This is a genomic window from Stenotrophomonas sp. STEN033 (assembly GCF_056856655.1).
This window is the reverse complement of the sequence record NZ_JBXFWM010000013.1, coordinates 70361-83846: the sequence shown is the minus strand read 5'-3', so window position 1 is coordinate 83846 and position 13486 is coordinate 70361. Positions and strand designations below refer to the sequence as shown.

General features: G+C 63.4%; 13 protein-coding genes. 5 read left to right on the top strand and 8 right to left on the bottom strand.

Annotated elements, in window-relative coordinates; translation table 11 throughout:
* Positions 1 to 133: 133 nt before the first annotated feature.
* The gene (locus AC1VXC_RS06825; protein ID WP_313173815.1) at positions 134 to 613 is read right to left on the bottom strand and encodes an FKBP-type peptidyl-prolyl cis-trans isomerase; all 480 of its coding nucleotides are present in this window, start codon (positions 611 to 613) and stop codon (positions 134 to 136) included.
* A gap of 110 nt (positions 614 to 723) precedes the next feature.
* Between AC1VXC_RS06825 and AC1VXC_RS06820 the strand changes: the two genes are divergently transcribed.
* The 3 genes from AC1VXC_RS06820 (at position 724) to AC1VXC_RS06810 (ending at position 3644) form a co-directional block, all read left to right on the top strand.
* Entirely contained in the window at positions 724 to 1257 is a 534-nt protein-coding gene (locus AC1VXC_RS06820; RefSeq protein ID WP_481539688.1) for a C40 family peptidase, read from the top strand.
* Positions 1258 to 1363: 106 nt separating this feature from the next.
* Positions 1364 to 2107, top strand: coding sequence for a C40 family peptidase (locus tag AC1VXC_RS06815; RefSeq protein ID WP_481529224.1), 744 nt, complete (start codon positions 1364 to 1366; stop codon positions 2105 to 2107).
* A gap of 205 nt (positions 2108 to 2312) precedes the next feature.
* The gene (locus AC1VXC_RS06810) at positions 2313 to 3644 is read left to right on the top strand and encodes a sigma-54 interaction domain-containing protein (RefSeq protein WP_313173816.1); all 1332 of its coding nucleotides are present in this window, start codon (positions 2313 to 2315) and stop codon (positions 3642 to 3644) included.
* Between the two features lie 54 nt (positions 3645 to 3698).
* On the opposite strand, the gene AC1VXC_RS06805 is transcribed toward AC1VXC_RS06810, so the two are convergent.
* The 7 genes from AC1VXC_RS06805 to AC1VXC_RS06775 form a co-directional block, all read right to left on the bottom strand.
* The gene (locus AC1VXC_RS06805; protein WP_313173817.1) at positions 3699 to 5027 is read right to left on the bottom strand and encodes a transporter family protein; all 1329 of its coding nucleotides are present in this window, start codon (positions 5025 to 5027) and stop codon (positions 3699 to 3701) included.
* Positions 5028 to 5076: 49 nt separating this feature from the next.
* Positions 5077 to 5844 carry a hypothetical protein gene (locus AC1VXC_RS06800; RefSeq protein ID WP_481539687.1) on the bottom strand — a complete coding sequence of 256 codons (768 nt, stop codon included), beginning with the start codon at positions 5842 to 5844 and terminating at the stop codon, positions 5077 to 5079.
* 12 nt (positions 5845 to 5856) lie between these two features.
* Positions 5857 to 6558: a C39 family peptidase gene (locus tag AC1VXC_RS06795; protein ID WP_313173869.1), complete on the bottom strand. Its 702-nt coding sequence runs from the start codon at positions 6556 to 6558 to the stop codon at positions 5857 to 5859.
* Between the two features lie 143 nt (positions 6559 to 6701).
* Positions 6702 to 8117 carry an adhesin gene (locus AC1VXC_RS06790; protein WP_481539686.1) on the bottom strand — a complete coding sequence of 472 codons (1416 nt, stop codon included), beginning with the start codon at positions 8115 to 8117 and terminating at the stop codon, positions 6702 to 6704.
* Positions 8118 to 8164: 47 nt separating this feature from the next.
* Positions 8165 to 8806, bottom strand: a complete 642-nt coding sequence (locus AC1VXC_RS06785) for a hypothetical protein (RefSeq protein ID WP_481539685.1) — start codon at positions 8804 to 8806, stop codon at positions 8165 to 8167.
* Complete coding sequence (locus AC1VXC_RS06780; protein ID WP_313173819.1) at positions 8803 to 9336, bottom strand: hypothetical protein; 534 nt, start codon at positions 9334 to 9336, stop codon at positions 8803 to 8805. Before AC1VXC_RS06780 ends, AC1VXC_RS06785 begins: the two co-directional genes overlap by 4 nt.
* Before the next feature lie 310 nt (positions 9337 to 9646).
* Positions 9647 to 10978 carry a dicarboxylate/amino acid:cation symporter gene (locus AC1VXC_RS06775; RefSeq protein WP_481539684.1) on the bottom strand — a complete coding sequence of 444 codons (1332 nt, stop codon included), beginning with the start codon at positions 10976 to 10978 and terminating at the stop codon, positions 9647 to 9649.
* Between the two features lie 151 nt (positions 10979 to 11129).
* On the opposite strand from AC1VXC_RS06775, the gene AC1VXC_RS06770 reads away from it, so the two are divergent.
* Both AC1VXC_RS06770 and AC1VXC_RS06765 read left to right on the top strand, forming a co-directional pair.
* The gene (locus AC1VXC_RS06770) at positions 11130 to 12830 is read left to right on the top strand and encodes an alkaline phosphatase (protein WP_313173821.1); all 1701 of its coding nucleotides are present in this window, start codon (positions 11130 to 11132) and stop codon (positions 12828 to 12830) included.
* Positions 12827 to 13354: a WG repeat-containing protein gene (locus AC1VXC_RS06765; protein ID WP_481539683.1), complete on the top strand. Its 528-nt coding sequence runs from the start codon at positions 12827 to 12829 to the stop codon at positions 13352 to 13354. Before AC1VXC_RS06770 ends, AC1VXC_RS06765 begins: the two co-directional genes overlap by 4 nt.
* Positions 13355 to 13486 lie beyond the last annotated feature (132 nt).

The window sequence follows — 13486 nt, the reverse complement described above, 5'->3', positions numbered from 1 at the left end:
GCCATGCTCGGCAGGGCTCTACCGGTAAAGCTTCTGCCGAGCATGGCTCGGCACCACATTGGACCAGCCCCACAACGCAGAACGGCCCGCGTCAGCGGGCCGTTCTGGTGCTGCATTGCCTTGCGGCAATCGCTTAGTGCTGGTGACCACCGTCGCCATGCACGTGGCCGTGCTGCACTTCTTCCTCGCTGGCTTCGCGCACTTCGACGATTTCCACGTCGAAATGCAGGTCCTTGCCAGCCATCGGGTGGTTCAGGTCGACGTCGACCACGGTCATGCCGACCTTCTCGACGGTGACCGCACGCGGGCCGAAGTTGGTCTGCAGGATCACCTGGGTGCCCGGGACCAGCGGGGTCTTGCCGAAGTGCTTCTTCGGCACGCGCTGGGTCATACCCTCGCGGCGCTCGCCATAGGCATCGGCCGACTTCACGTCAACGCCGAAGCTCTCGCCGGCTTCCTTGTCCATCATCGCCGTTTCAAGGCCCGGGATGATGTTGCCGTGGCCGATCAGGATGGCCAACGGATCACGGTCCTTGGAGCTTTCGATCGGCTCCTGGCCGACTTCGGAGACGGTGTAGTGGAAACGGACGACGCGGTCTTTTTCGATCTTCATGCGCAACTCTGATAAATGGCTGCCCGCTGGCAGACGTTGGGACGGCTTGTCGGCCGCCGGGGACGCCGCCATGATGACGGCCTTCTAAGGTGGCGCATTATCCGGGCTCCATGCACATCACGCCAGTTCTCCGCATCCGCACGTGGCCGCTGCCAGTCACGCTCCTGACCGCCGTACTGCTGACCGCCTGCGGGCATAACCCGCCCAAACGGGCCGCCGTACCCGATCCGGCACGAAATTACTCGCCGGTTGCCCCTGCGGACCCCGCCGCAGCCGCCTCGATACTGATGCGTGCCTTGGGGTTGGTCGGCACCCCTTACCGCTACGGCGGTAACACCCCGGAGTCCGGCTTCGACTGCAGCGGCTTGGTGACCTATGTCTATCGGGACATGCTGGCACTGAACCTGCCGCGCACCTCGCGCGAACTGGCCGCCATCCAGGGCCCGAAAATCCCCACTGATCGCCTCACCGCCGGTGATCTGGTCTTTTTCGGCAACAAGGGCAATGTCTGGCACGTAGGTATTTATGTAGGTGAAGGTCGCTTCGTCCACGCCCCCAGCACCGGCGGAACCGTGCGGCTGGATCATTTGGATGGGGCCTATTGGCGCGATCATTACACCGGTGCGAAGCGGGTATTACGGTAAAACGAGACATTCCTCGCGAAAAATAACGATTATTTAACGAAATTTGTACCTATCCACACGTTTCACAGGGCATGATCGCCCATCGAATTTTTTCAGTGACTGCCGCGTGACGACTGACAACACGTCCCATCCGAGCCAGCCAACAATTGTTACGCTCACCCTCCGTCGCCTGATGTGCGCCGCAGCCCTGGCCCTGGTCAGCCTGCCGGCCCTCGCCCAGAGCGCCGATACCGCCGCAGCCGCCAAGCCGGCTGCAGCCAAGACCGAGGCGCCACGCAGCAAGGCCGACAGCGCTGCTACCGCAACCCTCGCCGCCCTCCTGCCGCATCTGGCAGCCAGCGACACCATTCCGTTGATGGACCGCTCGGCGATGTTCGCCGGCGATCTCAGCCGCCTGATTTCCGCCTACGACGCCTCCAAGGGCGTTTCCGCCGCCACCGAGGCCGCGCTGGCCAATGACTCCGACGGCAAGGTGCAATCGATCCTGCGCCGCGCCATGACCCTGCTGGGCACCCCGTATCGCTGGGGCGGCACGTCGCCGGACGCCGGTTTTGATTGCAGTGGATTGGTCGGCTACGTATTCCGCACCGCGCTGGGCGTCGAGCTGCCGCGCGTATCGCGCGAGATGGCCAGCCAGGCCAATGCCGAACTGATCAACGACCGTTCGGCGCTGGCCGCCGGCGACCTGGTGTTCTTCGGCCGCAAGGGCCGCGTCGACCATGTCGGCATCTATGTCGGCGAAGGCCGCTTCCTGCATGCCCCGAGCACCGGCAAGGATGTCCGCACCGATACCCTGCTCAGCGGCTACTGGGGTGACAAGTTCATGCAGGCACGTCGCATGGCGCTATAAGCGCCCTGCCGGCACCTACCTGCCAAGCCGCAACCTTCGGGTTGCGGCTTTTTTATTGCCGCGTGGGCGCGCTAGAACCGTCACCCACAGTGCACAAAAGTTAATGCGTAGGTATCCAACGCGGCCCTCAAGAAAGTGCGCGAATACGATTGCGCATGCGCGAATCAGGGGTATATCGTTGCCGCGAATGGAGAGGTGACCAGACATGGCGGCAGCACAAATGTCAAGTACACGTTGTGTGATCTGGTTTGGAAATCCGGGGGCAAGAGAGAAAGTGATGCTGGCTGCGGATGGCTGGCAAGTGCGAACGGTACTTCCCCAACAGCCCGCCGACATCGGCATGCGCGGCGGTGACACGGTGGTTGGCCTGATCGATTTCCGTACCAGTTCGGACAGCGAACTGGAACGCATCGGCAAGCTGACCGCCGCTCATCAGCACATGCCATTGTTCGCCATCACCCCCGCCACCGATGGGAACGGGCACACCTCTCACCATCCCTTGCTGGCGGCGTGCCAGCAGCAGTTCCCGCATCCGCCCGACTTCAAGGAACTGCTGCGCGGCCTGCACGACCTGAGCAACGACGTGCCGCGGGCCGCCAGCGAAGACGCGCTGGACACCTTGCTTGGCGAGAGCGAGGTAATGCTGGTCATGCGTGCCACCCTGCGCAAGTACGCTCCGGTGGATCTGCCCGTCCTGATCACCGGCGAAACCGGCACCGGCAAGGAGGTCGCAGCACATGCGCTGCACCGCCTCTCCGCACGCAATGGCAAGCCCTTCCAGGCCATCAACTGCGGCGCCATTCCCTCCACACTGATCCAGTCAGAGCTGTTTGGCCATGAGCGCGGCGCCTTCACCGGCGCCACCAGTCGTCGCCAGGGCCTGTTTGAAACCGCCCACAACGGCAGCGTCTTCCTCGACGAAATCGGTGACCTGCCGCTGGATGCACAGACCAGCCTGTTGCGGGTACTGCAGGAAGGCACCATCGAGCGGGTCGGCAGCAACCAGCCCATTCCAGTGGATGTGCGCATCCTCGCTGCCACCCACGTTGACCTGGAGCGCGCGGTGGAAGAAGGCCGCTTCCGCCGCGATCTTTATTACCGCCTGAACGTATTGCGCCTGGCCATGCCACCGCTGCGCAAACGCGATGGCGATATCGAACTATTGTCCCGCCAGTTCCTGCGCAACTTCCGCATGCGCCACCCCACCCGCGCACGCGGCTACACCACCGAGGCACGCCAGGCCATGGATCGCTTTCCCTGGCCGGGGAACGTGCGTGAACTGCTCAACCGGGTACAACGTGCGGCCATCACTGCCGAAGGCGAATTGATCAGCAGCGCGGACCTGGAACTCAATCTGTCCACGGACGGCGCCCAGCTCAACAAGGCGCGCAATCACGCCGAACGTGAAACCCTGCTCTCCTGCCTGCAGCAAAGCCAATACAACATCAGTGCCTGCGCGCGCCTGATGAAGGTGTCGCGGGTCACCATCTACCGCATGTGTCGCAAGCACCAGCTGGAACTGGAGGCGCTGCGTTGACCTTCCGCACGCAGCGCCGCCTCCTCTGATCGGTGAATCTTCAACCCTGCGCTCTCACAACATGTAAGGCAACTTGAAGGCCAAGGTGAAGTCAGGGGCGTCAGGGGTCAGGCCAATGCCCAACATGCTGACGAAGGTGGCCTTGGATGTCAGCGCATAGGTCACCCCGAGATTGAGTGTGCCCGCGTTGCCATCGCTGCCGATCACCTTCATCCACTTGCCGTTCTTGTAGCGTGTGCTGGCACGCGCACTCATGCGATCACTGAAGGAAATGCTCAGGCTGGTGCGCTCGTTGAAAGCAAACGCCACACCGGCACCGAAATAATACGAATCCCCCAGGTTCACCTCACCCGGATTGATCGTGTCCGGATTGGCATCGATATCGTCGAAGCTGCGCTTGAACGAGCGCACATAACCGATATTGCCGAACAGGATCGCGGGATCGGCACTCTTCACCGCCGACAAGCCGATGTTCGCCTGCCACAGGCCGTTGCCCGTCGGCTGCTTGGACGGCACCGCGAAACGGATGAAGTCGTCGTCGTCGCGTTCGATCACCTTCCAGTCCAGCCCATAGGGTTCGCGCCCGGTCGGCGCGGTGACACCGCCGGTCAGCACCGTCTCGGGACGCCAGCCGCGTTCACCAAACAGCTTGTAATTGGCACTGACGGTGACATCACCAATACCCGTGCCATGGGTTTCCTCCTGCGCGATGGCCGCCGCCGAACCGCCCGCTCCGCCCTTCTGGTAGATGGTCTTGCGGGCGATGTACGGCACGTCCAGATTCAGGGTAAGACGCGGGTTGACGCCCCAGCGCGCGGCGAAATTGTAGGTCAGCGAATCGGATTCGACGTTTTCGATGGCGATGTTTCCCAGGAAGATCGCATCCAGTGCCAGGAAGCCGTTGAGGGTGAGTTGCTTGCGATCATAGCGGGCGTAAGTGAGGCTGTTTTCCAGGGTGAGCTTCTGGTTGAACAGCGCCGACTGCTGCTGTTTGACGTCATCGACGCTGCGCCGCGCCGCTTCCTTGGCTTCCTGCGCTTCCGCTGCACTGCTGGCATAACCTTCAGCGCCCGCTGGCGGTGCCGCTGCCGTAGCCGCTTGCGGCGGCGCAGGCACTGCAGGCGTTGTACCCGCCGCTACCTGCGGGGTGGGCAAGGCCTGTGCCGTCTTGCCGCTGACCCGTGCCTGGATTGCCTGTACCTGCATGTCCAGCTCGCGCAGGCGCCGCACTTCCTGCGCATAACTGGCCTTCAATGCCTCCAGCTGTGCCACCAGGGCCCTGACATCTTCCGCATCGTTATTGCCGGTTTCCGCCTCCTGCGCCATCACCCGTGGTGAAGCAACAGTCAGACTCACCAGCGCCGCCATCGCCAGTCGTTTCATTGGTCGTTCCTCTACGTTGGACTCGCCAAAGCACGTGCCAGGCACGTGCTCACTGCCCGCCTATCCCGCCAATCCCCCGATTGAGCGTGATGGCCTGTGCCACGTTCTGGGCCAACGGCAGGTTCCCTGCCATCGACTCCCTCACCAGATCAATCTGCAGCCGGTTGCTGACCAGCTGCCCGTCACTTGTCAGCTGGATGCCTTGACCGACGCTGCCGCTGCGCAACCACTGCTGCACGGCACCCTGGCCCTGGATCGTCAACTGCAGGCGCGCCGCATTGCCGTCGAAGCTGGCAACCGCGCTGGCACCGCCCGACTGCGCCGTGGCATTGCCAGCCACCGACCCGGTGTTGGCTGGCACGATGCCGTCATTGCGAACGTTCAGGTGCATGACATTGCTGGCGCGGTTGCCGTCGCCTGCTATCTGCACGCTCTGGCTGACACCGGCCACATTGTTCAAACCACTGCCATCAATGCTGCGCCCGCTTGCATCGGGCAATGGCGCATTGGCATCGGTGATGCTGACGCTGGGCGTGAAGCTCACCTTCGGCACATTGCCACCTTTGCTGAAGTCCATGCCAAGCTTCATGGTGCCCTGCAGGTTCTGGCCAGTCGCGGTCTGCCATGTCGAAATCATGGTTACTCCGAACCAGGCCACCGCATTGCCACCGACGGTGTAGCGGCCGCGCATCAGGTTGAGTTCCGGGTCCGGTATCTCGTGCAGGCCTTTTCCCGGCTTCTGTTGATTTTCCGCTCCCATTGCCGGCAGCGCGATACCCAGCGCCAAGGCCAGCAGGGCGAACCTGGTTACGTTCATCACAGCACTCCTTCAGAACAGGTCAGCATGGCTGAAACCGAAATCGACCAGTTCTGCATCGGTAATGGGGTTGGCCCCTTGGCGTGCATACAGCGCGCGTGCACTGGGCCTCTCACTGGGTTGCAACAGCACCGTATTGCGGTCGAAGTCACTGCCAATCACCACGAACACCGCGCGCGAGGGCCAGGACTGGAGGAACTCGGCCATGGGCACCACGCGATTGCCCAGAATCGGATCAGCCACCTCGGCCATGCCATCGCGTATCTGCTTGAGTACGACGAAGTGGCGGAATCCGCGTACATCCATCAACACCAGGCTGGGAACACGCAGGGTCATCAGCCGGTCTTCATCGATCCGGTAACCGCGACCGCGCATGCCCAACGATTCCACGTAACGCTTGATATCCAGCAACGAAAAACCGCGTTGCCGAACCAATTCCGGATCAGCGACCCCCATCATGCCCTCGATCACCGTCGCCTCGTCGGTATTGAGGTGATAGGCATGCTTGAGAATCGTCGCCAATGCCGCCGCCCCACAGCTGTAATCGGTCTGCTGCCGCACCAGGTGGCGGAACCGCCGCTCCTTCATACTCTCGATCTTGCCGCTGTACAACGCCCCGTTGGGCAGCACACTGCTGAACGCCACCTCGCCCGCATGCACCAGGCCCGGGGCCAAGCTCAACGCACAAGCCAACAGCAACGAGCGACAGAACATGAGCGTCATGCCTCCAGAGCGCCGAAAGGTGGGAGCCCCCCTCCTGGGGGAGAGGAATGGGGGCTCCCGGAACCCGGTCATTGGCGGATGGCCGGGCTTGTTGCGCGGAGCAGGTGCGTCACCCACTGGGATGACGCCTCCGGTTACGGCTCGTTGCCACCGCCACCACCCGGGGTACCGGTAGACGGCTGAGCCACCGCCAGCGCGAGGCTGTTGGCCTGCAGGTTGCCGGTGCCGGAGGACACGTTCACGCCGATGTTGCCCGACGCGCCGGAGAACGCACTGCCCGACAGGCTGGCGGTATTGGTCGCATCAACCGCGATCCAATCGATGTCGATCACCTTGCCGCTCAAGCTCGCGGTCAGGTCGGCGGTGCCCATCTCGGAGAAGCTCGTGGTGCCCTTCTCGTCGGTGTCCCATGCCATGCCACCCACGCCCGGACGGTTCGGGTTGGCGACAGCACCCTGGGTCTGGTTGTCCCAATCCGAGTGACCGGTCTGGTCACCGGCCGGATGCGAATCACCGGACCAGTTATCCGGGTAGAAGTTGGTCTTCTGGTAGGAGTTGCCGGTGCCGGTATAGGTACCCGTGCCGGTGCCCTTGGTGGTGCCGGTAACCTTGCCACTCATGCTGATCGAGTAGCTGTTCACCAGGTAGTCGTAGTAGCCATCGTTGTCGACCTGGTTACCCGAAGACACCTGGTTGGAGCTGATGCTCGAGGTGGCATAAGCGCTGGTGGCGACCGAGGCAGCCAGAGCGTTCTTCTGCTCGTTGTTGTTGCCCGAGGTGACGTTCACACCGATGTTGCCACTGGCCCCGGAGAAGGCATTGCCGCCCACGCCTGCAGCGTTGGTCACGCCGTAGTTCATGGTGGTGTTGTTCATGCCACTCTGGTTGACGAACACTTCCGCGTCCGCCATGCCGAAGCTGAAGGAGGCATCGGCTGCCGACAGCGCAGCTGCATTGTCCTGGGCGTTGTTGTCACCGGCGGCGACGTTGAAGCCCAGGTTGCCCGAGGCATCGGAACCGACGTCATCGGCAATCGACGCATCGTTGCTCAACAGGCCGTTCTCGGCGTGGTTGTTGGAGATCGACTGGCGGTTGTCGATGATGGCAATCGCGGCCGAATCCAGGTCGATGTTGCCGGTGATGGTCGGGTCGCCGGAGAAGTTCACGTCCGAGCTCAGACGCATGTCCTTCTCAAGGTTCACGTCCACGCCGTGATTGTTCTTTTCCTTGCGCTCGTCGGCAGAGATGTTGGACGTCTTCTGCACGTTCTCGGTTACGGTCTTGTTGGACTCGTAGTTGGAACGCGTGTCGCTGTAGCGCAGGCGGGCTGCGGCATCCAACTTCAGGTCGATGTCGGTATCGACGTTGGTATTGACGTTGGTGTTGGTGTTGGTATTGGTGTTGGTATTGGTGTGCGTACGCGTCTCGTTCACGTTGTGCTGGTGATCGATGTTGGCGCTCGCGTTCTGGTTGTCCGCCGCATTGGCAGCCGCACTCATGGTGAATGCGGTTACCGCCATGGCGAGTACGGTCCATTTATTCGCTTTCATGGTGCCCTCTTCAGGTTTTCTGATGCATCGGGTGGATGGAGCTGTGTTCACGGGGTGCCCTGCACGGAGATGCTGAATCTGTTCTCCGTTGCATTGCCGGACCCCGCGATCTGATTGAGTTGCAGCACACCGTCAAATCCGCGCAATGCGGATGCCTCCACACCTACCCTGCGGGTAGCGCGTGGGTCGGTGGCGATGGACTGCCCCCCCGCCGACGCGAGTACCTCGGATGAAGTCATGGCCTCATCACTTGCCTCGCGTATGCCCTGTGCGGCCAGTGTCGCGGTGACGGCGTTCAACGACGCGTTGCCACCACCACTGGCCTGATTGATGGATGCAATGCCGCTGGCACCTGCCAGCGCATTGCCGCCGATGGTGGCCGAGGCCTGCATCGGTGAATTGAAGCTGTTGGCTTGTCGCAGTTGCAGGCTGCGCGCAGTCGCCGATGCATGCGCGCCATTGGCCATGCTGTGCAGGTTGGCCTGCAGGTTGAGATCCCCCGCCGCCTGGTTGACCTTGATCGAACCGTCTGCCCCGGCCAAGGCATTGCCGTCGATGCGGGTATCGGCGGACAGATAGGACAACATGCCGGTATAGCTGTCGCCCTGCGATTGCGCCGCTGCGGTGCCGACGACTGCCACTGCCAGCGCCATTGCCACGGCCGACAGGCGAAGGATTGCGGTGTTCATTTGCCCCCCTGCCCGGACGGCTGGCCCAACGGAAATTGGGCCAGGGCCCCGCGTACCTGATCGCCTATACCGCGTGTGGCACCGCCCACGGCCCCCATCGGACCGCCAATCGCGCGTGACAGCTGGCCACCGGACAACATTCCATCATCGCCCGCCACCCGTCCCAGGGTGCCGCCCACCACGCCGGTGGTCACCCGCTCGACCGTGGTCTGGCCATGCCCGGCCATCTGGCTGTCGGCCATGCCGGAGCCCATCGCCGCATAATCATCGTCACTGAGTTCGCTCATGCCACCGGCGCCCAGCGCTGAACCCAACTCCTTGCGCGGCGAGGGATCGGCTATCAACGCCATCCCCGGGGGGGCCATGCGATAAGCCGGTCGTGTCGACACGTCACGCAGCAGCACGATCTCGCCCGGCTGGGCTTTCACGCCCTGCCGCGCTCCCGAAGCCAAGGCCGCCTCGCTGGCGGCGGTACTGATCAGCAACAAGCCAACCAGTGCGGCATAACGATGTAGGGTCCAGCTGTCCATTGCGTCGTCCACTCGTACCAACGCGAGTGAGAGAGCAGCAACCGTGCCAAGCTGAATTTTCCTTTAAAAACAGAAGGTTGAATTCTGCAAGAGGCGTTACAGGTGTATCCCTGTCACAGCATTGCGGATATCCCGGCTGGCGTATGGTGCCCCGCGGAAAACCGCAAAAGCCACGTCTGATGCGGCTTTCACGCCGCTGTATCAGCCCTGTTACAGACAGTTGTTACACCTGCTACAAGCCACGCGACGCGCACAGCAAAAAGGCCGGCAATGCCGGCCTTCTGCATGATCACAAGCGGCAATCGCCGCGCTATTCCGGGTGACGTCCGCCTGCACCTGCTCCCATCGCCGGTGTGCCAGCCGCATCGTAGACCTGCTGGTCAAGCAGTCCGGTCTCCTTGGCCACGATCACCGGCACCACCATCTGCCCGGTGACATTGGTCATGGTGCGCATCATGTCGAGGATGCGGTCAATGGCGTACAGGTAACCGATTGCCTCCAGCGGCAGGTTGGCTGCGCTCAGCACCACCGTGGCCATCACCACCGCCGTACCCGGCACACCCGCCGTGCCGAAGCTGCCCAGTACCGAGGCGATCAGCACAATCACATACTGCTCCGGCGTCAACGGCACACCGGTGTACTGCGCGATGAACACCGCACACAGCGCCGGGTAGATCGCGCCGCAGCCGTCCATCTTGATGCTGGCGCCCAACGGCACCGCGAACGAGGCGTAGTCCTTGTTGACACCGAGGTTGTCGCTGATCGAACGCATCGCCACCGGCATCGCCGCAAAACTCGACGAGGCCACGAACGCCACCTGCATGCCCGGCGCCGCACCACGGAAGAATTTCCACGGGTTCAGGCCATGGGCCAGCAACAAGCCGCTGTAGACGATGACGATGTGCAGCGCACAGGCCACGTACAGCGCCAGCACGAAGTTACCCAACGGCAACAGCTTCTCGAAACCATAGCTGCCGACCAGGCCGGCGATCAGGCCGAAGGTACCCAGCGGGGTCATCTCCAGCACGAAGCGGGTCACCTGGATCATGATCTCGCTCATCTGCCCAACCAGCTTGCGCGCTTCGTTGACCTTCTCGCCCAGCTTGACCATCGCAAAGCCAAGCAGGCCTGCAAAGAAGATCACCGGCAGGATCGAGCCGCGTCCGGCCGCCAGCACCTGCTCACCGGCCGCATTGGCCTTGGTGCCGATACCGGCCAGCGCATAGAACACATTGGACGGCACCACATCCATCAATACCTTGGCGATGGAAGGCACATCGCGCGGCGTGTAGGTCGAGTCCACTGCCAACTTCAGGCCACCGGTACCGGGTTGCATCACCGTACCCACCAGCAGGCCGATACCCACCGCAAACGCGGCGGTGATGACGAACCACAGGAAAGTGCGGCCACTGAGCGCGGCCACCGACTTCTGCCCATGCAGCGAGCCGATGGCGTTGATCACCGCGAAGAACACCAGCGGCACCGCGATCATCTTGATCAGGGTGACGTAGAGCTCGCCCAGCGGGCCAAAGAAGGTCTCAGCCGCCGGTCCCAGCGCCCAGCCGGCCAGCGCGCCCAGCACGAAGCCGCCGACCACCCGCTGCCAGAAGGGGATCCGCAGCCAGGCAGAAACCACATTCATATCGTCAATCCGGAGAACAAATCGAAGGTTCCCACGATAGCGCAAGGCCCCAGCCAGCACGATGCCCACACAGAAAAGCTGCGTGTCATATGCATGCCTTCCACGCTTGACCATAATGGCGGCCTGCCTTCATCCAGCGGTAACAACCACGATGCACAAAGCCAGTTTCCTGTCCGCCGCCCTGTCCACCCTGTTGCTGGGCGCCTGTGCCAGCACCGGCACCCAGTCCGGCCCGGCCAACGCGGTCAGCGTTGACGTCCCCCAGATCACCCGTCCGGACGGTGAAACCCCGCAGTGGTGGTACCGCGATGGTGCCGCCCGTGCCGCCGGCAATGGCGCCATGGCCGGCAAGGCCAAGAACGTCATCCTGTTCCTGGGCGATGGCATGAGCCTGACCACGGTGGCCGCCGCGCGCATCCTGGAAGGCCAGCGCAAGGGTCAGCCGGGTGAAGAGAACCTGCTGTCCTGGGAGCGCTTCCCGGCCACCGCATTCAGCAAGACCTATAACACCGACTCGCAGACCCCCGATTCGGCCGGCACCATGACTGCGATCACCACCGGCGTGAAGAGCCACATGGGCGCGATCGGCGTCAGCGCCGGCAGCCGCAACAACTGTGCCGACAGCCTGCCCAAGGGCCTGCTGACCTGGCTGCAGCTGGCCGACAGCGCCGGCATGGCCACCGGCATCGTCTCCACCGCGCGCCTGACCCACGCCACCCCGGCGGCGACCTATGCGCATTCGCCCGAGCGCAACTGGGAGAACGACACCGACCTGCCGGAAGCCGCCAAGGCCGCTGGCTGCGTGGACATCGCCCAGCAGCTGATCTCCACCGCGCGCTACGGCCAGGGCCCGCTGGTTGCACTGGGCGGCGGCCGCGGCCAGTTCACCACCATCAACGAGCAGGACCCCGAGTACGCCGACAAGGTTGGCCTGCGCCTGGACGGCCGCAACCTGGTCGCCGAATGGCAGGCCAAGCATCCGCAGGGCGCCTATGTGTGGAACGCCGACCAGCTCAAGGCTGCCACCAACGCGCCGGCCCTGCTCGGCCTGTTCGAGCCGGACCACATGCAGTACGAGCAGGACCGCCCCAAGGACCGCGCCGGTGAACCCTCGCTGGCCGAACTGACCCGCGCCGCCATCGCCAACCTGTCCAAGCACCAGGAAGGTTTCGTGCTGATGGTCGAAGGCGCCCGCATCGACCACGCCAACCACAGCGGCAACGCAGCGCGAGCACTGGGCGACACCATCGCCATGTCGGATGCGGTCAAGGCTGCGGTTGATGCCACTTCGGCCGAGGACACCTTGATCATCGTCACCGCCGACCACTCGCATACGCTGAACTTCGTCGGTTATCCGGCACGCGGCAACGCCATCCTCGGCAAGGTCAAGGACAAGGGCGGCGAAGACGGCATGGGCGCACTGGATCTGGCCCGCGACGGCATGGGCATGCCCTACACCACCCTGAGCTACGCCAATGGCCCGGGCTACACCGGCGCCAGCAACCAGCAGCCGGCCGGCCCCAAGCGCTTCCCGCATTCGCCGAGCAGCTTCGAGACCGCCAACGGCCGTCCCGACCTGACCCATGTCGACACCGAGCACCCGGACTACATGCAGGAAGCGCTGGTGCCGTCCAAGAGCGAATCGCACGGCGGCGAAGACGTCGGCATCTGGGCACGTGGCCCGGGCAGCAAGGCAGTCCGCGGCACGATGGAACAGAACACCATCTACCACCTGATCGTGCAGTCCACCCCGCGCCTGCGTGAGCGCCTGTGTGCCCTGGGTACCTGCGACGCGCATGGCGTACCGGTCGAGCTGCCGCAGCCGGCCAAGTTCGAGCGCAAGCCGCAGTGACCCGTCCCCGGCACGCTGCCGGCTGGCCAGTGGCAGCATTGCTGTCACTGGCCACGGTGCCAGCAATCGCGTTGGCCGATGAGGCCTGCTACCGGATGGACACCGATGCGTTCAAGATCCTGGAAGGCTGCAAGCGGACCGGCGATGGCAGGCTGATCGTCGCCGAAACGGCACTGGCGCAGCTTGAATACGATGCCGATGGGCTGACCGCGATCATCGCCGGCAAGCAGCATTACTACCTGCGTCGCGACGGCCACAATCTGCCGGTGATCACCTACGACAACGGCCCGGATTACTTCGAGGAAGGCCTGACCCGGGCCTTGGTCGATGGCCGGATCGGCTACTACGACCGCCAACTGCAGCCTGCTTTCGCCGCCCGTTTCGATTGGGGCTGGCCATTCAAGGACGGCATTGCCGAAGTCTGCCAGGGCTGCGCGCCAGGCAAACCCGACCCAGGCGGCCACACCGCCATTGAAGGCGGCAAGCATTACCGCATCGACCGCCAGGGCAATATCCTGCCCTGAGCTGGGTTTGCAGGACCTTGTGGTAGCGGCGTCAGCCGCGAAGCCAACGCCATTGAACTACCAGCCCCCCCGCAAACTGACAGACCATCTGCTTCGCCGCTGACGCCGCTCCTGCAAAACCCGGTGGCGCTG